This is a genomic window from Streptomyces milbemycinicus (genome assembly GCF_002154605.1).
Lineage (GTDB): Bacteria > Actinomycetota > Actinomycetes > Streptomycetales > Streptomycetaceae > Streptomyces > Streptomyces milbemycinicus.
This window is the reverse complement of the sequence record NZ_MUNE01000194.1, coordinates 1-18,339: the sequence shown is the minus strand read 5'-3', so window position 1 is coordinate 18,339 and position 18,339 is coordinate 1. Positions and strand designations below refer to the sequence as shown.

At 67.0% G+C, this 18,339-nt stretch carries 32 protein-coding genes and 1 pseudogene; 32 read left to right on the top strand and 1 reads right to left on the bottom strand.

Annotation, left to right across the window (positions count from 1 at the left end):
* Positions 1-73 precede the first annotated feature (73 nt).
* The 32 genes from rpsJ to truA all read left to right on the top strand — a co-directional run bounded on the left by rpsJ (position 74) and on the right by truA (position 17,941).
* Positions 74-382 carry a 30S ribosomal protein S10 gene (rpsJ, locus tag CCN51_RS17335; protein WP_003948644.1) on the top strand — a complete coding sequence of 103 codons (309 nt, stop codon included), beginning with the start codon at positions 74-76 and terminating at the stop codon, positions 380-382.
* Between the two features lie 13 nt (positions 383-395).
* Positions 396-1,040 (top strand): 50S ribosomal protein L3, encoded by a 645-nt coding sequence (gene rplC / locus CCN51_RS17330; protein ID WP_014178768.1) that lies wholly within the window; start codon positions 396-398, stop codon positions 1,038-1,040.
* Positions 1,041-1,048: 8 nt separating this feature from the next.
* On the top strand, positions 1,049-1,702 hold the full coding sequence (rplD, locus tag CCN51_RS17325; protein WP_014178769.1) for a 50S ribosomal protein L4: 654 nt from the start codon (positions 1,049-1,051) through the stop codon (positions 1,700-1,702).
* Positions 1,702-2,028, top strand: coding sequence for a 50S ribosomal protein L23 (gene rplW / locus CCN51_RS17320; protein WP_014178770.1), 327 nt, complete (start codon positions 1,702-1,704; stop codon positions 2,026-2,028). Before rplD ends, rplW begins: the two co-directional genes overlap by 1 nt.
* A gap of 47 nt (positions 2,029-2,075) precedes the next feature.
* Complete coding sequence (rplB, locus tag CCN51_RS17315; RefSeq protein WP_014178771.1) at positions 2,076-2,912, top strand: 50S ribosomal protein L2; 837 nt, start codon at positions 2,076-2,078, stop codon at positions 2,910-2,912.
* Between the two features lie 12 nt (positions 2,913-2,924).
* On the top strand, positions 2,925-3,206 hold the full coding sequence (gene rpsS / locus CCN51_RS17310; protein WP_014178772.1) for a 30S ribosomal protein S19: 282 nt from the start codon (positions 2,925-2,927) through the stop codon (positions 3,204-3,206).
* Positions 3,207-3,252: 46 nt separating this feature from the next.
* Positions 3,253-3,600, top strand: a complete 348-nt coding sequence (rplV, locus tag CCN51_RS17305) for a 50S ribosomal protein L22 (protein WP_014054168.1) — start codon at positions 3,253-3,255, stop codon at positions 3,598-3,600.
* On the top strand, positions 3,600-4,436 hold the full coding sequence (gene rpsC / locus CCN51_RS17300) for a 30S ribosomal protein S3 (protein WP_014178773.1): 837 nt from the start codon (positions 3,600-3,602) through the stop codon (positions 4,434-4,436). The genes rplV and rpsC overlap by 1 nt, the downstream gene beginning before the upstream one ends.
* Positions 4,437-4,441: 5 nt before the next feature.
* A complete protein-coding gene (rplP, locus tag CCN51_RS17295; RefSeq protein WP_014178774.1) occupies positions 4,442-4,861 on the top strand; it encodes a 50S ribosomal protein L16 in 420 nt (139 codons plus the stop codon).
* Positions 4,861-5,085 (top strand): 50S ribosomal protein L29, encoded by a 225-nt coding sequence (gene rpmC / locus CCN51_RS17290; RefSeq protein WP_009715874.1) that lies wholly within the window; start codon positions 4,861-4,863, stop codon positions 5,083-5,085. Before rplP ends, rpmC begins: the two co-directional genes overlap by 1 nt.
* Entirely contained in the window at positions 5,085-5,375 is a 291-nt protein-coding gene (gene rpsQ / locus CCN51_RS17285; protein ID WP_014178775.1) for a 30S ribosomal protein S17, read from the top strand. The genes rpmC and rpsQ overlap by 1 nt, the downstream gene beginning before the upstream one ends.
* Before the next feature lie 108 nt (positions 5,376-5,483).
* The gene (gene rplN / locus CCN51_RS17280) at positions 5,484-5,852 is read left to right on the top strand and encodes a 50S ribosomal protein L14 (RefSeq protein ID WP_014178776.1); all 369 of its coding nucleotides are present in this window, start codon (positions 5,484-5,486) and stop codon (positions 5,850-5,852) included.
* A gap of 3 nt (positions 5,853-5,855) precedes the next feature.
* The gene (rplX, locus tag CCN51_RS17275) at positions 5,856-6,179 is read left to right on the top strand and encodes a 50S ribosomal protein L24 (RefSeq protein ID WP_014178777.1); all 324 of its coding nucleotides are present in this window, start codon (positions 5,856-5,858) and stop codon (positions 6,177-6,179) included.
* Complete coding sequence (gene rplE, locus CCN51_RS17270; protein ID WP_014178778.1) at positions 6,179-6,739, top strand: 50S ribosomal protein L5; 561 nt, start codon at positions 6,179-6,181, stop codon at positions 6,737-6,739. Before rplX ends, rplE begins: the two co-directional genes overlap by 1 nt.
* A 2-nt stretch (positions 6,740-6,741) precedes the next feature.
* Complete coding sequence (locus tag CCN51_RS17265) at positions 6,742-6,927, top strand: type Z 30S ribosomal protein S14 (RefSeq protein WP_003948630.1); 186 nt, start codon at positions 6,742-6,744, stop codon at positions 6,925-6,927.
* A gap of 212 nt (positions 6,928-7,139) precedes the next feature.
* Positions 7,140-7,538: a 30S ribosomal protein S8 gene (rpsH, locus tag CCN51_RS17260; RefSeq protein WP_014178779.1), complete on the top strand. Its 399-nt coding sequence runs from the start codon at positions 7,140-7,142 to the stop codon at positions 7,536-7,538.
* Positions 7,539-7,559: 21 nt separating this feature from the next.
* Positions 7,560-8,099, top strand: coding sequence for a 50S ribosomal protein L6 (gene rplF, locus CCN51_RS17255; RefSeq protein WP_014178780.1), 540 nt, complete (start codon positions 7,560-7,562; stop codon positions 8,097-8,099).
* A gap of 3 nt (positions 8,100-8,102) precedes the next feature.
* On the top strand, positions 8,103-8,486 hold the full coding sequence (gene rplR / locus CCN51_RS17250) for a 50S ribosomal protein L18 (protein WP_014178781.1): 384 nt from the start codon (positions 8,103-8,105) through the stop codon (positions 8,484-8,486).
* A gap of 46 nt (positions 8,487-8,532) precedes the next feature.
* Positions 8,533-9,138: a 30S ribosomal protein S5 gene (gene rpsE / locus CCN51_RS17245; RefSeq protein WP_014178782.1), complete on the top strand. Its 606-nt coding sequence runs from the start codon at positions 8,533-8,535 to the stop codon at positions 9,136-9,138.
* A gap of 2 nt (positions 9,139-9,140) precedes the next feature.
* Entirely contained in the window at positions 9,141-9,323 is a 183-nt protein-coding gene (gene rpmD, locus CCN51_RS17240) for a 50S ribosomal protein L30 (protein ID WP_014178783.1), read from the top strand.
* A gap of 1 nt (position 9,324) precedes the next feature.
* Complete coding sequence (rplO, locus tag CCN51_RS17235; protein WP_014178784.1) at positions 9,325-9,783, top strand: 50S ribosomal protein L15; 459 nt, start codon at positions 9,325-9,327, stop codon at positions 9,781-9,783.
* Positions 9,784-9,987: 204 nt separating this feature from the next.
* Positions 9,988-11,301, top strand: a complete 1,314-nt coding sequence (gene secY, locus CCN51_RS17230; protein WP_014178785.1) for a preprotein translocase subunit SecY — start codon at positions 9,988-9,990, stop codon at positions 11,299-11,301.
* Positions 11,301-11,957, top strand: coding sequence for an adenylate kinase (locus CCN51_RS17225; RefSeq protein WP_014178786.1), 657 nt, complete (start codon positions 11,301-11,303; stop codon positions 11,955-11,957). The genes secY and CCN51_RS17225 overlap by 1 nt, the downstream gene beginning before the upstream one ends.
* A 131-nt stretch (positions 11,958-12,088) precedes the next feature.
* Entirely contained in the window at positions 12,089-12,925 is an 837-nt protein-coding gene (gene map / locus CCN51_RS17220; protein WP_014178787.1) for a type I methionyl aminopeptidase, read from the top strand.
* A 149-nt stretch (positions 12,926-13,074) separates the two neighbouring features.
* Complete coding sequence (gene infA / locus CCN51_RS17215) at positions 13,075-13,296, top strand: translation initiation factor IF-1 (protein ID WP_003956442.1); 222 nt, start codon at positions 13,075-13,077, stop codon at positions 13,294-13,296.
* 28 nt (positions 13,297-13,324) lie between these two features.
* On the top strand, positions 13,325-13,438 hold the full coding sequence (rpmJ, locus tag CCN51_RS17210) for a 50S ribosomal protein L36 (RefSeq protein WP_003956441.1): 114 nt from the start codon (positions 13,325-13,327) through the stop codon (positions 13,436-13,438).
* Between the two features lie 194 nt (positions 13,439-13,632).
* Positions 13,633-14,013 carry a 30S ribosomal protein S13 gene (gene rpsM / locus CCN51_RS17205; protein WP_014178788.1) on the top strand — a complete coding sequence of 127 codons (381 nt, stop codon included), beginning with the start codon at positions 13,633-13,635 and terminating at the stop codon, positions 14,011-14,013.
* A 66-nt stretch (positions 14,014-14,079) separates the two neighbouring features.
* Positions 14,080-14,484: a 30S ribosomal protein S11 gene (gene rpsK / locus CCN51_RS17200; RefSeq protein WP_009715860.1), complete on the top strand. Its 405-nt coding sequence runs from the start codon at positions 14,080-14,082 to the stop codon at positions 14,482-14,484.
* A gap of 28 nt (positions 14,485-14,512) precedes the next feature.
* A complete protein-coding gene (gene rpsD / locus CCN51_RS17195) occupies positions 14,513-15,139 on the top strand; it encodes a 30S ribosomal protein S4 (protein ID WP_014178789.1) in 627 nt (208 codons plus the stop codon).
* Between the two features lie 133 nt (positions 15,140-15,272).
* Positions 15,273-16,295: a DNA-directed RNA polymerase subunit alpha gene (locus tag CCN51_RS17190; RefSeq protein WP_003966937.1), complete on the top strand. Its 1,023-nt coding sequence runs from the start codon at positions 15,273-15,275 to the stop codon at positions 16,293-16,295.
* A gap of 125 nt (positions 16,296-16,420) precedes the next feature.
* Positions 16,421-16,945 (top strand): 50S ribosomal protein L17, encoded by a 525-nt coding sequence (rplQ, locus tag CCN51_RS17185; RefSeq protein ID WP_014178790.1) that lies wholly within the window; start codon positions 16,421-16,423, stop codon positions 16,943-16,945.
* Positions 16,946-17,062: 117 nt separating this feature from the next.
* A complete protein-coding gene (gene truA / locus CCN51_RS17180; protein WP_014178791.1) occupies positions 17,063-17,941 on the top strand; it encodes a tRNA pseudouridine(38-40) synthase TruA in 879 nt (292 codons plus the stop codon).
* Positions 17,942-17,945: 4 nt separating this feature from the next.
* On the opposite strand, the pseudogene CCN51_RS17175 reads toward truA, so the two are convergent.
* Positions 17,946-18,339, bottom strand: a pseudogene (locus tag CCN51_RS17175) (glycosyltransferase family 4 protein); the annotation flags it as partial.

Sequence of the window (18,339 nt, the reverse complement as noted above, 5' to 3'; positions counted from 1 at the left end):
GAGGTGGGGCGGGGAGAGGGCGGGAGCCGACCGGGTTCCGGAGCGTTACGAGAGACAGGACTACGAAGCAGCCATGGCGGGACAGAAGATCCGCATCCGGCTCAAGGCCTACGACCACGAGGTCATCGACTCCTCGGCGAAGAAGATCGTCGAGACGGTGACCCGCACTGGTGCGTCGGTCGCGGGCCCGGTGCCGCTGCCCACAGAGAAGAACGTGTACTGCGTCATCAAGTCGCCGCACAAGTACAAGGACTCGCGCGAGCACTTCGAGATGCGTACGCACAAGCGCCTCATCGACATCCTCGACCCCACGCCGAAGACCGTCGACTCGCTCATGCGTCTCGACCTGCCGGCCGGCGTCGACATCGAGATCAAGCTCTGAGGTGACGCGCGAGATGGCTAAGCAGATCAAGGGCGTCCTGGGTGAGAAGCTCGGCATGACGCAGGTGTGGGACGAGAACAACCGCATCGTCCCGGTCACCGTCGTCAAGGCCGGCCCCTGTGTCGTGACCCAGGTCCGTACCGCTGACTCGGACGGCTACGACGCCGTCCAGATCGCCTTCGGCGAGATCGACCCGCGCAAGGTGAACAAGCCCCTCAAGGGCCACTTCGCCAAGGCCGATGTGACCCCGCGCCGCCACCTGGTGGAGCTGCGCACCGCCGACGCGTCCGAGTACGCGCTCGGCCAGGAGGTCACGGCCGAGGTGTTCGAGTCCGGTGTGAAGGTCGATGTGACCGGCACCAGCAAGGGCAAGGGCACCGCCGGTGTCATGAAGCGCCACGGCTTCAAGGGCCTGGGCGCCGGTCACGGCACCCAGCGCAAGCACCGCTCGCCGGGCTCCATCGGTGGCTGCGCCACCCCGGGCCGCGTGTTCAAGGGCCTGCGCATGGCCGGCCGTATGGGCAATGAGCGGGTCACCACCCAGAACCTGACCGTCCACGCCGTTGACGCGGAGAAGGGTCTGCTCCTGATCAAGGGAGCGGTTCCTGGTCCGAACGGCGGCCTCGTCCTGGTCCGTACCGCGGCCAAGGGGGCCTGAGGTAACCGATGAGCACCATTGACATCCTTTCGCCGGCAGGCGACAAGGCCGGGACCGTCGAGCTCCCCGCGGAGATCTTCGACGCGCAGGTCAGCGTTCCGCTGATCCACCAGGTCGTCGTCGCCCAGCTGGCCGCTGCCCGTCAGGGCACGCACAAGACGAAGACCCGTGGCGAGGTCCGCGGCGGTGGCAAGAAGCCGTACCGCCAGAAGGGCACCGGCCGCGCCCGTCAGGGCTCGACCCGCGCGCCGCAGTTCGCCGGCGGTGGCGTCGTGCACGGCCCCGTGCCGCGCGACTACAGCCAGCGCACCCCGAAGAAGATGAAGGCCGCCGCACTGCGCGGTGCCCTCTCCGACCGGGCGCGCCACAGCCGTATCCACGTCGTGACCGGCGTGATCGAGGGCGAGGTCTCCACCAAGGCCGCCAAGACCCTGTTCGGCAAGATCAGCGAGCGCAAGAACCTGCTCCTGGTCGTCGAGCGGAGCGACGAGGCCGCGTGGCTGTCCGCCCGTAACCTGCCCCAGGTGCACATCCTGGAGCCGGGCCAGCTGAACACGTACGACGTGCTCGTCTCCGACGACGTGGTCTTCACCAAGGCCGCCTTCGAGTCCTTCGTGGCTGGTCCCAAGGCCGCTGAGAAGACCGAAGGGAGCGCCGCCTGATGAGTGAGGCGACCGCTGTCACCAGCAAGACCTTCACGGACCCCCGCGACGTTCTCGTCAAGCCGGTGGTGTCCGAGAAGAGCTACGCGCTGCTCGACGAGAACAAGTACACGTTCATCGTCGCGCCCGGCGCCAACAAGACCCAGATCAAGCAGGCCGTCGAGGCGGTCTTCTCGGTCAAGGTCACCGGGGTCAACACGATCAACCGGCAGGGTAAGCGCAAGCGCACCAAGACCGGTTTCGGCAAGCGCAAGGACACCAAGCGCGCCATCGTGACCCTCGCCGAGGGCGACCGAATCGACATCTTCGGCGGCCCGGTCTCCTAACGGAGACCGGAGCGTCCAGAAGTCCGGAATCTTCCGAGGACTGAGAAATGGGTATCCGCAAGTACAAGCCGACGACCCCGGGCCGTCGTGGCTCCAGCGTCGCCGACTTCGTCGAGATCACGCGGTCCACGCCGGAGAAGTCGCTGGTCCGCCCGCTGCACAGCAAGGGTGGTCGTAACAACGCCGGCCGCATCACGGTCCGCCACCAGGGTGGCGGTCACAAGCGTGCGTTCCGCGTGATCGACTTCCGCCGTCATGACAAGGACGGCGTCCCGGCGAAGGTCGCACACATCGAGTACGACCCCAACCGCACCGCGCGCATCGCGCTGCTGCACTACGCCGACGGCGAGAAGCGCTACATCATCGCGCCGCGCGGCCTGTCGCAGGGCGACCGGGTCGAGAACGGCCCTGGGGCCGACATCAAGCCGGGCAACAACCTGGCGCTGCGCAACATCCCGGTCGGTACCACGATCCACGCCATCGAGCTGCGGCCCGGCGGCGGCGCGAAGTTCGCCCGCTCCGCGGGTGCCTCCGTGCAGCTGCTGGCCAAGGAGGGCTCCTTCGCGCATCTGCGCATGCCCTCCGGTGAGGTCCGCCTGGTCGACATCCGCTGCCGCGCCACCGTCGGCGAGGTCGGCAACGCCGAGCAGTCGAACATCAACTGGGGCAAGGCCGGCCGTATGCGCTGGAAGGGCGTCCGCCCGACCGTGCGTGGTGTCGTGATGAACCCGGTCGACCACCCGCACGGTGGTGGTGAGGGCAAGACCTCCGGTGGTCGCCACCCGGTTTCCCCGTGGGGCCAGAAGGAAGGTCGTACTCGCTCGCCGAAGAAGGCCAGCAACAAGTACATCGTCCGCCGCCGCAAGACGAACAAGAAGCGCTAGGAGCGGGTTTAGATGCCGCGCAGTCTCAAGAAGGGGCCCTTCGTCGACGACCACCTGATCAAGAAGGTGGATGTCCAGAACGAAGCCGGCACCAAGAACGTCATCAAGACCTGGTCCCGCCGCTCGATGATCGTCCCGGCCATGCTCGGCCACACGATCGCGGTGCACGACGGCCGCAAGCACGTCCCGGTGTTCGTCACCGAGTCGATGGTCGGCCACAAGCTCGGCGAGTTCGCGCCGACCCGCACCTTCCGCGGCCATGAGAAGGACGACCGCAAGTCGCGTCGTCGCTGATCAGCGGAGCAAGCGAATGACTCAGACAGACACCGAAGGGACAACCATGGAAGCCAGGGCCCAGGCGCGGTACATCCGCGTCACGCCCATGAAGGCCCGCCGCGTGGTGGACCTCATCCGTGGCATGAGTGCCACGGAGGCTCAGGCGGTCCTGCGATTCGCTCCGCAGGCCGCGAGCGTGCCGGTCGGCAAGGTGCTGGACAGCGCCATTGCCAACGCCGCGCACAACTACGACCACACCGACGCCGACAGCCTCGTCATCTCCGAGGCGTACGTCGACGAGGGCCCGACCCTGAAGCGGTTCCGTCCGCGCGCCCAGGGCCGCGCCTACCGGATCCGCAAGCGGACCAGCCACATCACCGTGGTCGTCAGCAGCAAGGAAGGAACCCGGTAATGGGCCAGAAGGTTAACCCGCATGGGTTCCGGCTCGGCATCACCACGGACTTCAAGTCCCGCTGGTACGCCGACAAGCTGTACAAGGACTACGTCAAGGAAGACGTCGCCATCCGCCGGATGATGACGAAGGGCATGGAGCGCGCCGGTATCTCCAAGGTGGAGATCGAGCGCACCCGTGACCGCGTCCGCGTCGACATCCACACCGCCCGGCCGGGCATCGTCATCGGCCGCCGCGGCGCGGAGGCCGACCGTATCCGCGGCGAGCTGGAGAAGCTCACCGGCAAGCAGGTGCAGCTGAACATCCTCGAGGTCAAGAACCCCGAGGTGGACGCTCAGCTGGTGGCCCAGGCCGTCGCCGAGCAGCTGTCCTCCCGCGTCTCCTTCCGTCGTGCGATGCGCAAGTCGATGCAGAGCACGATGAAGGCCGGTGCCAAGGGCATCAAGATCCAGTGCGGTGGCCGTCTCGGCGGCGCCGAGATGTCCCGCTCGGAGTTCTACCGCGAGGGCCGTGTGCCCCTGCACACGCTCCGCGCGAACGTCGACTACGGCTTCTTCGAGGCCCGTACGACCTTCGGCCGCATCGGCGTCAAGGTGTGGATCTACAAGGGCGACGTCAAGAACATCGCCGAGGTCCGCGCCGAGAACGCCGCCGCCCGCGCCGGCAACCGCCCGTCGCGCGGTGGCGGCAGCGACCGCCCGCAGCGTGGCCGTGGCGGCGAGCGCGGTGGCCGCGGCCGTAAGCCGCAGCAGCAGAACGCCGCAGCCGAGGCCCCCAAGGCCGAGGCCGCCGCGACCGCTGCTCCGGCTGCTGAGAGCACCGGAACGGAGGCCTGACCGACATGCTGATCCCTCGCAGGGTCAAGCACCGCAAGCAGCACCACCCGAAGCGGTCGGGTATGGCCAAGGGCGGCACGGAGCTGGCGTTCGGCGAGTACGGCATTCAGGCCGTCACCCCGGCGTACGTCACCAACCGTCAGATCGAGGCCGCGCGTATCGCGATGACCCGCCACATCAAGCGTGGCGGCAAGGTCTGGATCAACATCTACCCGGACCGTCCGCTGACGAAGAAGCCGGCCGAGACCCGCATGGGTTCCGGTAAGGGCTCGCCTGAGTGGTGGATCGCGAACGTCAAGCCCGGTCGGGTGATGTTCGAGCTGTCCTACCCGAACGAGAAGACTGCGCGTGAGGCGCTCACCCGCGCTGCTCACAAGCTCCCGATGAAGTGCCGGATCGTGCGGCGCGAGGCAGGTGAGTCGTGATGGCGGCCGGTACCAAGGCGTCCGAGCTGCGTGAGCTGAACAACGAGGACCTCGTTGGCAAGCTCCGTGAGGCCAAGGAAGAGCTGTTCAACCTCCGCTTCCAGGCGGCGACCGGACAGCTCGAGAACCACGGCCGGCTGAAGGCCGTCCGCAAGGACATCGCCCGGATCTACACCCTGATGCGGGAGCGCGAGCTCGGCATCGAGACGGTGGAGAGCGCCTGATGAGCGAGACGAATGTGACTGTAGAGAACAACGACGAGAAGCGCGGCTTCCGTAAGACCCGTGAGGGTCTGGTCGTCAGCGACAAGATGGACAAGACCGTTGTCGTCGCCGTCGAGGACCGCGTCAAGCACGCCCTGTACGGCAAGGTCATCCGCCGTACGAACAAGCTCAAGGCGCACGACGAGCAGAACGCCGCGGGTGTCGGCGACCGTGTCCTCCTGATGGAGACCCGGCCGCTGTCCGCGACCAAGCGTTGGCGCGTCGTCGAGATCCTCGAGAAGGCCAAGTAATCCCCTGAGGGCAGCAGCCCCCAGGCCAGTTCCGCCAGGCTCGGCGGGCCGTGCGCAAGTCACTTGCGCACGGCCCGCCGGGAACCGGCAGACGATCAGGAGATAGACGTGATCCAGCAGGAGTCGCGACTGCGCGTCGCCGACAACACGGGCGCGAAGGAGATCCTTTGCATCCGTGTTCTCGGTGGTTCCGGTCGCCGCTACGCGGGCATCGGTGACGTCATCGTCGCCACCGTCAAGGACGCGATCCCCGGTGGCAACGTGAAGAAGGGCGAGGTCGTCAAGGCGGTCATCGTGCGCACCGTCAAGGAGCGCCGCCGCCCGGACGGCTCGTACATCCGCTTCGACGAAAACGCGGCCGTCATCCTCAAGAACGATGGCGACCCCCGCGGCACCCGTATTTTCGGCCCGGTGGGCCGTGAGCTGCGCGAGAAGAAGTTCATGAAGATCGTCTCGCTCGCGCCGGAGGTGCTGTAACCGATGAAGATCAAGAAGGGCGACCTGGTTCAGGTCATCACCGGCAAGGACAAGGGCAAGCAGGGCAAGGTCATCCAGGCCTACCCCCGCGAGGACCGCGTCCTGGTCGAGGGTGTCAACCGGGTCAAGAAGCACACCAAGGCCGGCCAGACCGCTCGTGGTTCGAAGACCGGCGGCATCGTGACGACCGAGGCTCCGGTCCACGTGAGCAACGTTCAGCTCGTGGTGGAGAAGGACGGCAAGAAGGTCGTCACCCGCGTCGGATACCGCTTCGACGACGAGGGCAACAAGATCCGCGTTGCCAAGCGGACCGGTGAGGACATCTGATGACTGCCACCACCACTGCACCGCGCCTCAAGCTGCGCTACCGCGAAGAGATCACGGGCAAGCTGAAGGACCAGTTCTCCTACGAGAACGTCATGCAGATCCCGGGTCTCACCAAGATTGTGGTCAACATGGGTGTGGGCGACGCCGCCCGCGACTCCAAGCTGATCGAGGGCGCCATCCGCGACCTCGCCACGATCACCGGCCAGAAGCCGGCCGTCACCAAGGCCCGTAAGTCCATCGCGCAGTTCAAGCTGCGCGAGGGCCAGCCGATCGGTGCCCACGTCACCCTCCGCGGTGACCGCATGTGGGAGTTCCTGGACCGCCTGCTGTCGCTCGCGCTGCCGCGCATCCGCGACTTCCGTGGTCTGTCGCCGAAGCAGTTCGACGGCCGGGGCAACTACACCTTCGGTCTCACGGAGCAGGTCATGTTCCACGAGATCGACCAGGACAAGATCGACCGGGTACGGGGCATGGACATCACCGTGGTGACCACGGCGTCCAACGACGAGGAAGGCCGTGCCCTGCTTCGTCTCCTCGGCTTCCCGTTCAAGGAGAACTGACCGTGGCGAAGAAGGCTCTGATCGCAAAGGCCGCCCGCAAGCCGAAGTTCGGTGTGCGCGGGTACACCCGCTGCCAGCGCTGCGGCCGGCCCCACTCCGTGTACCGCAAGTTCGGCCTGTGCCGCGTGTGCCTCCGTGAGATGGCTCACCGTGGCGAGCTGCCGGGCGTGACCAAGAGCTCCTGGTAATCCCCCTAAGCGGGATGAACCAGGACTCTCGGTAAGCAAATGGATGGCGGGAGCCCGCCCCACAATCCCGTAGGCTTGTGGGGTTGGGCACCCGCTGCCCAGAATCGTCTTACTACGCCGTAGGTCCCCGCGCCGCACCCGTGCCCACCACTGAGTTGGGTGAGAGGGATGGCGCAGATAGGAAACCCCGGCGAGAGAGGCCGAAGGCCATCATGACCATGACCGATCCGATCGCAGACATGCTGACCCGTCTGCGAAACGCGAACTCGGCGTACCACGACTCCGTCGTGATGCCGCACAGCAAGATCAAGTCGCACATCGCGGAGATCCTCCAGCAGGAGGGCTACATCACCGGCTGGAAGGTCGAGGACGCCGAGGTCGGCAAGAACCTCGTCCTCGAGCTGAAGTTCGGCCCCAACCGCGAGCGCTCGATCGCCGGCATCAAGCGGATTTCGAAGCCGGGTCTGCGGGTCTACGCAAAGTCCACCAACCTGCCGAAGGTGCTCGGCGGCCTGGGCGTGGCGATCATCTCCACGTCGCACGGGCTGCTCACCGACAAGCAGGCAGGCAAGAAGGGTGTGGGCGGGGAAGTCCTCGCCTACGTCTGGTAACCAGGGAACGGAGGAAGAGCCATGTCGCGAATTGGACGGCTGCCCATCCAGGTTCCCGCTGGTGTGGACGTCACCATCGATGGCCGTACGGTCGCAGTGAAGGGCCCCAAGGGTTCTCTCTCGCACACCGTCGCCGCGCCCATCGAGGTCGCCAAGGGTGAGGACAACAACCTCGTTGTCACCCGCCCGAACGACGAGCGTCAGAACAAGGCCCTGCACGGCCTGTCCCGCACGCTGGTGGCGAACATGATCACCGGCGTGACCCAGGGCTACAGCAAGGCGCTCGAGATCAGCGGTGTCGGTTACCGCGTCCAGGCGAAGGGCTCCAACCTGGAGTTCGCCCTGGGCTACAGCCACCCGATCGTGGTCGAGGCGCCCGAGGGCATCACCTTCAAGGTGCAGTCCCCGACCAAGCTGAGCGTCGAGGGCATCGACAAGCAGAAGGTCGGCGAGGTCGCCGCGAACATCCGCAAGCTGCGCAAGCCCGACCCGTACAAGGCCAAGGGCGTGAAGTACGCGGGCGAGGTCATCCGCCGCAAGGTCGGAAAGGCTGGTAAGTAAGCCATGGCATACGGTGTGAAGATCGCCAAGGGCGACGCCCGTAAGGCTGCCGCCGTCAAGCGCCGTCACATCCGCGTCCGCAAGCGGATCTCCGGTACCCCGGAGCGCCCCCGCCTCGTTGTGACGCGTTCCAACCGTCACATGGTGGCGCAGGTTATCGACGACATCGCGGGCCACACGCTGGCCTCGGCGTCGACCCTGGACACCTCCATCCGTGGCGGCGAGGGTGACAAGAGCGCGCAGGCCAAGCAGGTCGGCGCCCTGGTCGCCGAGCGGGCCAAGGCGGCGGGCGTTGAGGCCGTCGTGTTCGACCGCGGTGGTAACCAGTACGCCGGGCGTATCGCCGCTCTGGCGGACGCCGCCCGCGAGGCCGGGCTGAAGTTCTAGCCCAGGTCCCTACGCACAGCGGACATAAACGAGAGAGGTAAATCCAATGGCTGGACCCCAGCGCCGCGGTGGCGGCGCCGGTGGCGGCGAGCGGCGGGACCGGAAGGACCGGCGGGACGGCGGCGGAGCTGCCGAGAAGACCGCTTACGTCGAGCGCGTTGTCGCGATCAACCGCGTCGCCAAGGTTGTGAAGGGTGGTCGTCGCTTCAGCTTCACCGCGCTGGTCGTGGTGGGCGACGGTGACGGCACCGTGGGTGTCGGTTACGGCAAGGCCAAGGAGGTGCCGGCCGCCATCGCCAAGGGTGTGGAGGAGGCCAAGAAGCACTTCTTCAAGGTCCCCCGGATCGCCGGCACCATCCCGCACCCGATTCAGGGCGAGAAGGCCGCGGGCGTCGTGCTGCTCAAGCCGGCTTCGCCCGGTACCGGTGTGATCGCCGGTGGCCCGGTGCGCGCCGTGCTGGAGTGCGCGGGCATTCACGACGTGCTCAGCAAGTCGCTCGGCTCGTCGAACCCGATCAACATCGTGCACGCCACGGTGACCGCTCTTCAGGGCCTGCAGCGCCCCGAGGAGATCGCCGCCCGTCGTGGTCTGCCGCTCGAGGACGTCGCCCCCGCCGCTCTGCTGCGGGCGCGTGCCGGGGTGGGTGCGTGAGCATGGCCCGCCTGAAGATCACGCAGACGAAGTCGTACATCGGCAGCAAGCAGAACCACCGCGACACCCTGCGTTCGCTCGGCCTGAAGAAGCTGGGCGACACGGTTGTCAAGGAGGACCGCCCCGAGTTCCGCGGCATGGCCAAGACCGTGCGGCACCTCGTGACGGTCGAGGAGGTCGACTGACATGGCGGACAGCAGCAACCCGCTGAAGGTCCACAACCTCCGGCCCGCCCCGGGTGCCAAGACCGCCAAGACCCGTGTCGGTCGTGGTGAGGCGTCCAAGGGTAAGACCGCTGGTCGTGGCACCAAGGGCACCAAGGCCCGTTACCAGGTTCCGGAGCGCTTCGAGGGTGGGCAGATGCCCCTCCACATGCGGCTCCCGAAGCTCAAGGGCTTCAAGAACCCGTTCCGCACCGAGTACCAGGTCGTCAACCTGGACAAGCTGGCCGCGCTCTACCCGCAGGGTGGCGAGGTCACGGTGGCCGACCTGGTCGCCAAGGGCGCGGTTCGCAAGAACCAGCTCGTCAAGGTGCTGGGTACCGGCGAGGTCTCCGTGGCGCTCCAGGTGACGGTCGACGCCGTCTCCGGCTCCGCCAAGGAGAAGATCACCGCCGCTGGAGGCACGGTCACCGAGCTCGTCTGAGAACGGTGGCACACCTGGCCGGGGATGCCCCACATACGGGGCATCCCCGGTTGGTCGTTCCAAGGGGGGCCAGGTCGCCGGTAAGGTGGCGTGCGTTGTTACCTTCCGCGCGGCCCGTGCACGCGCGGGCCTTGACCGATAAGTATTCGTCGATTCTCAAGACCACCACCTCTCGCGGCTGACGCGGGGGGCGCAGGAGGCACCGTGCTCACCGCGTTCGCCCGGGCGTTCAAGACGCCCGACCTGCGCAAGAAGCTGCTGTTCACGCTGGGCATCATCGTGCTGTTCCGGCTCGGGCAACATATCCCGATCCCGGGCATCAATTATCAGAACGTCCAGACCTGCATCGATCAGGCCAAGGGTCAGCAGGGGCTCTTCGGCCTGGTCAACATGTTCAGCGGCGGCGCGCTGCTGCAGATCACCATCTTCGCGCTCGGGATCATGCCGTACATCACGGCGAGCATCATCCTGCAGCTGCTGACCGTGGTGATCCCGCGCCTCGAAGCCCTCAAGAAGGAGGGCCAGTCGGGTCAGGCGAAGATCACACAGTACACCCGCTATCTGACCGTGGCGCTCGCGATTCTGCAGGGCACCGGTCTGGTGGCCACCGCCCGCAGCGGCCAGCTGTTCCAGGCCTGCGATGTCGGCAACCAGATCGTCAAGGACGACGCGATCTTCACCACGGTCGTGATGGTCATCACGATGACCGCGGGTACGGCGCTGATCATGTGGCTCGGTGAGCTGGTCACCGACCGCGGCATCGGCAACGGCATGTCGATCCTGATGTTCGTCTCCATCGCGGCCGGCTTCCCGAGCGCCATGTGGACGATCAAGCAGCAGGGCAAGATCATGGGGGGCTGGCTGGAGTTCGGCCTGGTCGTCCTGTGTGGCCTGGTCATGGTCGGCCTGGTGGTCTTCGTCGAGCAGGCCCAGCGCCGCATCCCGGTCCAGTACGCGAAGCGCATGATCGGCCGTCGTTCGTACGGCGGTACCTCGACCTACATTCCGATGAAGGTCAACCAGGCGGGTGTGATTCCCGTCATCTTCGCGTCCTCGCTGCTCTACATTCCCGCGCTGATCGTTCAGTTCAGCGGGTCCAAAGCGGGCTGGGCCACATGGATCGAGACCAATTTCGTCAGGGGCGACCACCCCTACTACATCACTACGTACTTCCTGCTCATCGTCTTCTTCGCTTTCTTCTACGTGGCCATCTCCTTCAACCCCGAAGAAGTTGCCGACAACATGAAGAAGTATGGTGGGTTCATTCCGGGCATCCGGGCAGGTCGTCCCACGGCTGAGTATCTGAGCTACGTGCTGAACCGCATTACGTGGCCCGGTTCGCTCTATCTGGGACTGATCGCCCTGGTGCCCACGGTGGCGCTGGTGACGCTCAAGGCGAATCAGAACTTCCCGTTCGGCGGGACCAGCATCCTGATCATCGTGGGTGTCGGCCTGGAGACCGTGAAGCAGATCGAGAGCCAGCTTCAGCAGCGACATTACGAAGGGTTCCTCCGCTGATGCGAATCGTCCTCGTCGGGCCTCCTGGGGCTGGCAAGGGTACGCAGGCCGCGTACCTCGCCAAGAACCTGTCGATCCCGCACATCTCCACGGGCGACCTCTTCCGCGCGAACATCAGCCAGGGCACGCCCCTCGGCCGGCAGGCGCAGGATTACATGCGGGCCGGCCAGCTGGTGCCGGACGAGGTCACCATCGGCATGGCCGAAGACCGGATGCGCCAGCCGGACGCCGCGCCGGGCTTCCTGCTGGACGGTTTCCCTCGCAATCTGGCGCAGGCCGAGGCGCTGGATGAGTTCCTCCGGGAGAACCAGATCTCGCTGGACGCGGTGCTGGACCTCGAGGTTCCCGAGGACGAGGTCGTCCGGCGTATCGCCGGGCGGCGCATCTGCCGCAACGACAGCAGCCATGTCTTCCATGTCACCGGCGCGCCGCCGAAGACCGAAGGCGTCTGCGACGAGTGCGGCGGCGAGCTGTACCAGCGCGAGGACGACAGCGAGGAGACCGTCCGCAAGCGGCTGGAGGTCTACCACCGGGAGACGGAGCCGATCATCGACTACTACAAGGCCAAGGGCCAGGTCGTGACGATTCCGGCGCTCGGCAAGGTCTCCGAGGTCACCCAGCGGGCCATGGATGTGCTGGCGGCCAAGGCGGCCTGAGGTCGCTGAAGGACTACTTACGGCCGCGGTGCCCATCGGGCGCCGCGGCCGTACTGTTGTGCAGAGAGCGTCGGCCTGGTGGTCGGCCAGGTGAACGACGGCAATGGCGGAAACGCGGGAAGGCAGTCCCAGTGGTGGAGATAAAGACCCCCGAGCAGATCGCGAAGATGCGTGAGGCGGGGCTGGTCGTCGCGGCCATCCACCAGGCCACCCGCGAGGCGGCCGTCCCCGGCGCGTCGACCAAGGACCTGGACGACGTCGCCCGCAAGGTGATCGCCGACCACGGCGCCAAATCGAACTTCCTGGGCTACGGGGGCTTCCCCGCGACCATCTGCACCTCGGTGAACGATGTCGTGGTGCACGGCATCCCGGACGCCGAAACCGTCCTCAAGGACGGCGACATCATCTCCATCGACGCGGGCGCGATCGTGGACGGCTGGCATGGCGACGCCGCCTTCACCGCCTTCGTGGGCGACGGCCATGCGCCCGAGCTGTACGAGCTGAGCCGGGTGACCGAGGAGTCCATGTGGGCCGGTATCGCCGCGGTCCGCAAGGGCAACCGCCTGGTCGACGTCTCCAAGGCCATCGAGGGCTACATCCGGCGCCAGCCGCGCCCGGCCTCCGGTAAGTACGGGATCATCGAGGACTACGGCGGCCACGGCATCGGCAGCCAGATGCACATGGACCCGCACCTGCTGAACTATGTCTCGAAGAAGCGTGGCAAGGGCCCGCGGCTGGTGCCCGGCTTCTGTATCGCGATCGAGCCCATGGTGAGCCTGGGCACCGCGAAGACCCATGTGCTGTCCGACGACTGGACGGTCAAGACGGACGACGGCACCTGGTCCAGCCACTGGGAGCACTCGGTCGCGCTCACCGAGGAGGGCCCGCTGGTGCTGACCGCCGTGGACGGCGGGGCGGCCAAGCTCGCCGAGTATGGGATACAGACGGCTCCGGATCCCCTGGCGTAAGATCCCGATCGGCTTAATGATCTCCGGTTCGGGGCATGCTGCCCCGGATTAGTGTTTCGCGATGGGCTGACGTAGACTGACACGTCGGCTCACGCGTGTCTTTCGGCATGTCGCGAACCGATCAAGGTAGCCGATCCCGAAAGCAGGACATGGCCAAGAAGCAAGGCGCCATCGAAATCGAGGGCACCGTGATCGAGTCTCTGCCGAACGCGATGTTCAAGGTGGAGCTCCAGAACGGTCACAAGGTCCTCGCGCACATCAGCGGCAAGATGCGTATGCACTACATCCGCATTCTGCCCGATGACCGGGTCGTCGTGGAGCTTTCTCCGTACGACCTGACGCGCGGACGGATCGTCTACCGCTACAAGTAGATCTCACGACCCGGAGAACCTCACACCCATGAAGGTCAAGCCGAGCGTCAAGAAGATCTGCGACAAGTGCAAGGTGATCCGCCGCCACGGTCGGGTCATGGTCATCTGCGACAACCTGCGCCACAAGCAGCGCCAGGGCTGACGTACGCCTGACCGCACGACCTGCACCTCGCAGTATCTTCGCGCGACGCATACACATACGTACATACGCAGTCATCCGTTCCTGTGCCCGCGGGGACGACACCCCCGGTCGGAGGCCGGGGACCTGGCCACCGCCGCGCGGCGGCCGGGAGTGGTGCTGCGGAAGACCTCCGACAACCATCTGGAGCCAGATTCATGGCACGCCTCGCAGGCGTTGACCTCCCGCGCGACAAGCGCGTCGAGGTCGCCCTCACCTATGTCTTCGGCATCGGCCGCACCCTTGCCCAGCAGACCCTCGCCACCACCGGCGTGAACCCGGACACCCGCGTTCGCGACCTGGCGGAAGAGGACCTGGTCAAGATCCGCGAGTACGTGGACAACAACATCAAGACCGAGGGTGACCTCCGTCGCGAGATCCAGGCCGACATCCGCCGCAAGGTCGAGATCGGCTGCTACCAGGGTCTGCGTCACCGCCGGGGCCTGCCGGTCCACGGCCAGCGCACCAGCACCAACGCCCGCACCCGCAAGGGCCCGCGTCGCGCCATCGCCGGTAAGAAGAAGCCGGGCAAGAAGTAGTCCGCACCGGACGCTGTTCAAGCGGTCCGGCTGTAGGACCGACCACCTCCACGGGAGATACACCGAATGCCTCCGAAGAGCCGTACGGCCGGCGCCAAGAAGGTGCGCCGCAAGGAGAAGAAGAACGTCGCCCACGGGCACGCTCACATCAAGAGCACGTTCAACAACACCATCGTCTCGATCACCGACCCGACCGGGAACGTGATCTCTTGGGCCTCGGCCGGCCATGTCGGCTTCAAGGGCTCGCGCAAGTCGACTCCGTTCGCCGCGCAGATGGCCGCCGAGTCGGCCGCCCGCCGGGCGCAGGAGCACGGCATGCGCAAGGTCGACGTGTTCGTCAAGGGTCCGGGCTCCGGCCGTGAGACCGCGATCCGCTCGCTCCAGGCCACCGGCCTGGAGGTGGGTTCGATCCAGGACGTCACTCCGACTCCGCACAACGGATGCCGCCCGCCCAAGCGTCGCCGCGTCTGACCAGCTGAAGTAGGAGAGATACCAGAAAATGGCGCGTTACACCGGGGCCGACTGCAAGCGTTGCCGTCGGGAGAAGCAGAAGCTCTTCCTCAAGGGGAGCAAGTGCGAGAGCGCGAAGTGCCCGATCGAGATCCGTCCTTACCCCCCGGGTGAGCACGGTCGCGGGCGCACCAAGGACAGCGAGTACCTGCTGCAGCTCCGTGAGAAGCAGAAGGCGACCCGCATCTACGGCGTCCTTGAGAAGCAGTTCCGTGGTTACTACGCGGAGGCGAACAAGAAGACCGGTAAGACCGGTGAGAACCTTCTTCGCATCCTCGAGTCGCGGCTGGACAACGTGGTCTACCGGGCCGGCTTCGCCAAGTCCCGCGACCACGCCCGGCAGCTGGTCCGCCACGGGCACATCAATGTGAACGGCCGCAAGACCGACATCCCGTCGGCCCGCGTCGCCGTGAACGACATCATCGAGGTCCGCCCGAAGTCCCGGACCCTGACCCCCTTCCAGGTGGCTCAGGCCGAGGCCGGCGAGCGCACCGTGCCGGCGTGGCTGGAGGCCATCCCGTCGCAGCTGCGGATCCTCGTCCACTCGCTGCCCGAGCGCCAGGTGATCGACACCCAGGTGCAGGAGCAGCTGATCGTCGAGCTCTACTCGAAGTAGGCACGACGCTTGGGCCACCTCTCGGGGTGGCTCCGGTTACGGGCGGTACGAGCCGTTTGGCCCGTGCCGCCCGTACCATCGTCAGTACAGAGGGCGTCAAATAGCGGGCGCCCACGACTGAAGGAAAAACACCATGCTGATCGCTCAGCGTCCTTCGTTGACCGAAGAGGTCGTCGACGAATTCCGCTCCCGGTTTGTGATCGAGCCGCTGGAGCCGGGCTTCGGCTACACCCTCGGCAACTCCCTGCGTCGTACGCTCCTCTCCTCGATCCCCGGTGCGGCTGTCACCAGCATCCGGATCGACGGGGTCCTGCACGAGTTCACCACCGTGCCGGGCGTCAAGGAGGACGTGACCGACCTCATCCTCAACATCAAGCAGCTGGTCGTCTCCTCCGAGCACGACGAGCCGGTCGTGATGTACCTGCGCAAGCAGGGCCCCGGCCTGGTCACCGCCGCCGACATCGCCCCGCCGGCCGGTGTCGAGGTGCACAACCCCGACCTGGTCCTGGCCACGCTGAACGGCAAGGGCAAGCTGGAGATGGAGCTGACCGTCGAGCGCGGTCGCGGCTATGTCTCCGCCGTCCAGAACAAGCAGGTCGGCCAGGAGATCGGCCGGATCCCGGTCGACTCCATCTACTCGCCGGTGCTCAAGGTCACCTACAAGGTCGAGGCGACCCGTGTCGAGCAGCGCACCGACTTCGACAAGCTGATCGTCGACGTCGAGACCAAGCAGGCCATGCGCCCGCGTGACGCCATGGCCTCGGCCGGTAAGACCCTGGTCGAGCTGTTCGGCCTGGCTCGCGAGCTCAACATCGACGCCGAGGGCATCGACATGGGCCCGTCCCCGACGGACGCCGCCCTGGCCGCCGATCTGGCGCTGCCGATCGAGGAGCTCGAGCTCACCGTCCGCTCGTACAACTGCCTCAAGCGCGAGGGCATCCACTCCGTGGGTGAGCTCGTGGCGCGGTCCGAGGCGGACCTGCTCGACATCCGCAACTTCGGCGCCAAGTCGATCGACGAGGTCAAGGCCAAGCTGGCCGGTATGGGCCTGGCGCTCAAGGACAGCCCGCCCGGGTTCGACCCGACCGCGGCCGCGGACGCGTTCGGCGCGGACGACGACGCGGACGCCGGTTTCGTCGAGACCGAGCAGTACTGAGCCCTGGGGCCCCGAGCTTCGCGCTCGGGGCCCTGAGCTGAAGCCTGAAGACTTCCGGCGGGCACTCGCCCGTCGGTAACTGACACCGGTACCTCATACGGCCGGTGCAGACCAAAGGAGAAACAATGCCGAGGCCCACCAAGGGTGCCCGTCTGGGCGGCAGCGCGGCGCACGAGCGGCTGATGCTGGCGAACCTCGCCACCTCGCTGTTCGAGCACGGCCGCATCAAGACCACCGAGGCGAAGGCCCGCCGCCTGCGCCCGGTCGCGGAGAAGCTGATCACCAAGGCGAAGAAGGGCGACCTTCACAACCGCCGTCTGGTGCTCCAGACCATCCGTGACAAGAGCGTGGTGCACACTCTCTTCACGGAGATCGGCCCGCGTTACGAGAACCGCCCGGGTGGCTACACCCGTATCACCAAGATCGGTAACCGCCGTGGCGACAACGCTCCCATGGCGATCATCGAGCTGGTCGAGGCGCTGACCGTGCAGCAGCAGGCTGTCGGCGAGGCCGAGGCCGCCACCAAGCGCACCGCCAAGGACGCTGCCGGCGACCAGGCGCTCGAGGGCCTGAAGAAGGACGAGGCTGCCGAGGCTCCGGCCGAGGCTGCCGAGGCCGAGGCCCCGGCGGAAGAGTCCAAGGACGCCTGAGCCTGTCCCCGCTTGCGCGGGGATGAGCCGGACGCTTGAGCGTTCTGACGGCTTGAGGTGACGGGCCCGCCCCCAGCACTTGGGGGCGGGCCCGTCCCATATGGAGAGGAATTCTGGGTGACGGACGAGGCGCCAGACGGCTACGTACGCGTCCGGCTGAACCTGTCGTACGACGGCACGGACTTCTCGGGCTGGGCGAAGCAGCGCGGCCGGGACACGGTGCGCACCGTGCAGGGCGAGCTGGAGAGCGCCCTGAAGGTCGTCATGCGCATGCAGGACCCGGTGGAGCTGACGGTCGCGGGCCGCACCGACGCCGGCGTCCACGCGCGCGGCCAGGTCGCCCATGTCGACCTCCCGGAGCCCATCTGGGCCGAGCACCACGAGAAGCTGCTGCGCCGCCTGGCCGGCCGGCTTCCGCACGACATACGCGTCTGGTCCGTCGGCGAGGCCCCGCCCGGCTTCAACGCCCGCTTCTCCGCCATCTGGCGTCGCTACGTCTACCGTGTCGTCGACCACCCCGGCGGCGTCGACCCGCTGCTGCGCGGCCATGTGCTGTGGCACGACTGGCCGCTGGACGTGGACGCGATGAACGAGGCCGCGCAGAAGCTGCTCGGGGAGCACGACTTCGCGGCGTACTGCAAGAAGCGCGACGGCGCCACCACCATCCGCACCCTCCAGCGGCTGAGCTGGGAGCGCGGCCCCGACGGCATCATCACGGCGACCGTGCGGGCCGACGCCTTCTGCCACAACATGGTGCGCTCCCTGGTCGGCGCCCTTCTCTTCGTCGGCGACGGCCACCGCCCGGCGGACTGGCCCGCCAAGGTGCTGGCCGCCGGGGTCCGCGACTCCGCGGTCCACGTCGTCCGCCCCCACGGGCTGACCCTCGAACAGGTCGGCTACCCCGCCGACGACCAACTCGCCGCCCGCAACCGCGAGGCCCGCAACAGGCGGACGCTGCCGCTCGCACATCCGGCGCCTGGGGCGGGCTGCTGCTGAAGCGTCATGCCGGGAGGGTGACGGCCAGGTTGTTCGCCTTGGTCAGGTAGGGGCGGATGCCGTCGGTGACCGGGTAGAGGTCCGTCTTGTTGCGGTCGACGATGTCTCCCAGTATCCGGCCGACCCGGAGCGGAGCGGTGTCGCCCGCGACCGCGGCGCCATCGGGAGTGAGACGGAGCGTCAGATCCCATACCGGCGCCTGGGCTGAGTGCGCGTCGGCTTCGCGGATCCGCTCGTACGGGACGGTGAAGCGGAAATCGGCCGGGCCGAGGGCCGTGACGGGGATGGTGAAGGGGCTCGACGGCCCGCCGCGCGGAACGGCCCGGACGGTGGGGGCCACGTCCGCCGGGAACGCGGTGCCGTGCAGGGTGCCCGCCACGCTGATCGCCTCGGCGTCG

Bases quoted from the DNA above. Each gene is read 5' to 3' on its own strand.
- rpsJ (WP_003948644.1), top strand. From the start codon at position 74: ATGGCGGGACAGAAGATCCGCATCCGGCTCAAGGCCTACGACCACGAG.
- rplC (WP_014178768.1), top strand. From the start codon at position 396: ATGGCTAAGCAGATCAAGGGCGTCCTGGGTGAGAAGCTCGGCATGACG.
- rplD (WP_014178769.1), top strand. From the start codon at position 1,049: ATGAGCACCATTGACATCCTTTCGCCGGCAGGCGACAAGGCCGGGACC.
- rplW (WP_014178770.1), top strand. From the start codon at position 1,702: ATGAGTGAGGCGACCGCTGTCACCAGCAAGACCTTCACGGACCCCCGC.
- rplB (WP_014178771.1), top strand. From the start codon at position 2,076: ATGGGTATCCGCAAGTACAAGCCGACGACCCCGGGCCGTCGTGGCTCC.
- rpsS (WP_014178772.1), top strand. From the start codon at position 2,925: ATGCCGCGCAGTCTCAAGAAGGGGCCCTTCGTCGACGACCACCTGATC.
- rplV (WP_014054168.1), top strand. From the start codon at position 3,253: ATGGAAGCCAGGGCCCAGGCGCGGTACATCCGCGTCACGCCCATGAAG.
- rpsC (WP_014178773.1), top strand. From the start codon at position 3,600: ATGGGCCAGAAGGTTAACCCGCATGGGTTCCGGCTCGGCATCACCACG.
- rplP (WP_014178774.1), top strand. From the start codon at position 4,442: ATGCTGATCCCTCGCAGGGTCAAGCACCGCAAGCAGCACCACCCGAAG.
- rpmC (WP_009715874.1), top strand. From the start codon at position 4,861: ATGGCGGCCGGTACCAAGGCGTCCGAGCTGCGTGAGCTGAACAACGAG.
- rpsQ (WP_014178775.1), top strand. From the start codon at position 5,085: ATGAGCGAGACGAATGTGACTGTAGAGAACAACGACGAGAAGCGCGGC.
- rplX (WP_014178777.1), top strand. From the start codon at position 5,856: ATGAAGATCAAGAAGGGCGACCTGGTTCAGGTCATCACCGGCAAGGAC.
- rplE (WP_014178778.1), top strand. From the start codon at position 6,179: ATGACTGCCACCACCACTGCACCGCGCCTCAAGCTGCGCTACCGCGAA.
- rpsH (WP_014178779.1), top strand. From the start codon at position 7,140: ATGACCATGACCGATCCGATCGCAGACATGCTGACCCGTCTGCGAAAC.
- rplF (WP_014178780.1), top strand. From the start codon at position 7,560: ATGTCGCGAATTGGACGGCTGCCCATCCAGGTTCCCGCTGGTGTGGAC.
- rplR (WP_014178781.1), top strand. From the start codon at position 8,103: ATGGCATACGGTGTGAAGATCGCCAAGGGCGACGCCCGTAAGGCTGCC.
- rpsE (WP_014178782.1), top strand. From the start codon at position 8,533: ATGGCTGGACCCCAGCGCCGCGGTGGCGGCGCCGGTGGCGGCGAGCGG.
- rpmD (WP_014178783.1), top strand. From the start codon at position 9,141: ATGGCCCGCCTGAAGATCACGCAGACGAAGTCGTACATCGGCAGCAAG.
- rplO (WP_014178784.1), top strand. From the start codon at position 9,325: ATGGCGGACAGCAGCAACCCGCTGAAGGTCCACAACCTCCGGCCCGCC.
- CCN51_RS17225 (WP_014178786.1), top strand. From the start codon at position 11,301: ATGCGAATCGTCCTCGTCGGGCCTCCTGGGGCTGGCAAGGGTACGCAG.
- infA (WP_003956442.1), top strand. From the start codon at position 13,075: ATGGCCAAGAAGCAAGGCGCCATCGAAATCGAGGGCACCGTGATCGAG.
- rpmJ (WP_003956441.1), top strand. From the start codon at position 13,325: ATGAAGGTCAAGCCGAGCGTCAAGAAGATCTGCGACAAGTGCAAGGTG.
- rpsM (WP_014178788.1), top strand. From the start codon at position 13,633: ATGGCACGCCTCGCAGGCGTTGACCTCCCGCGCGACAAGCGCGTCGAG.
- rpsK (WP_009715860.1), top strand. From the start codon at position 14,080: ATGCCTCCGAAGAGCCGTACGGCCGGCGCCAAGAAGGTGCGCCGCAAG.
- rpsD (WP_014178789.1), top strand. From the start codon at position 14,513: ATGGCGCGTTACACCGGGGCCGACTGCAAGCGTTGCCGTCGGGAGAAG.
- CCN51_RS17190 (WP_003966937.1), top strand. From the start codon at position 15,273: ATGCTGATCGCTCAGCGTCCTTCGTTGACCGAAGAGGTCGTCGACGAA.
- rplQ (WP_014178790.1), top strand. From the start codon at position 16,421: ATGCCGAGGCCCACCAAGGGTGCCCGTCTGGGCGGCAGCGCGGCGCAC.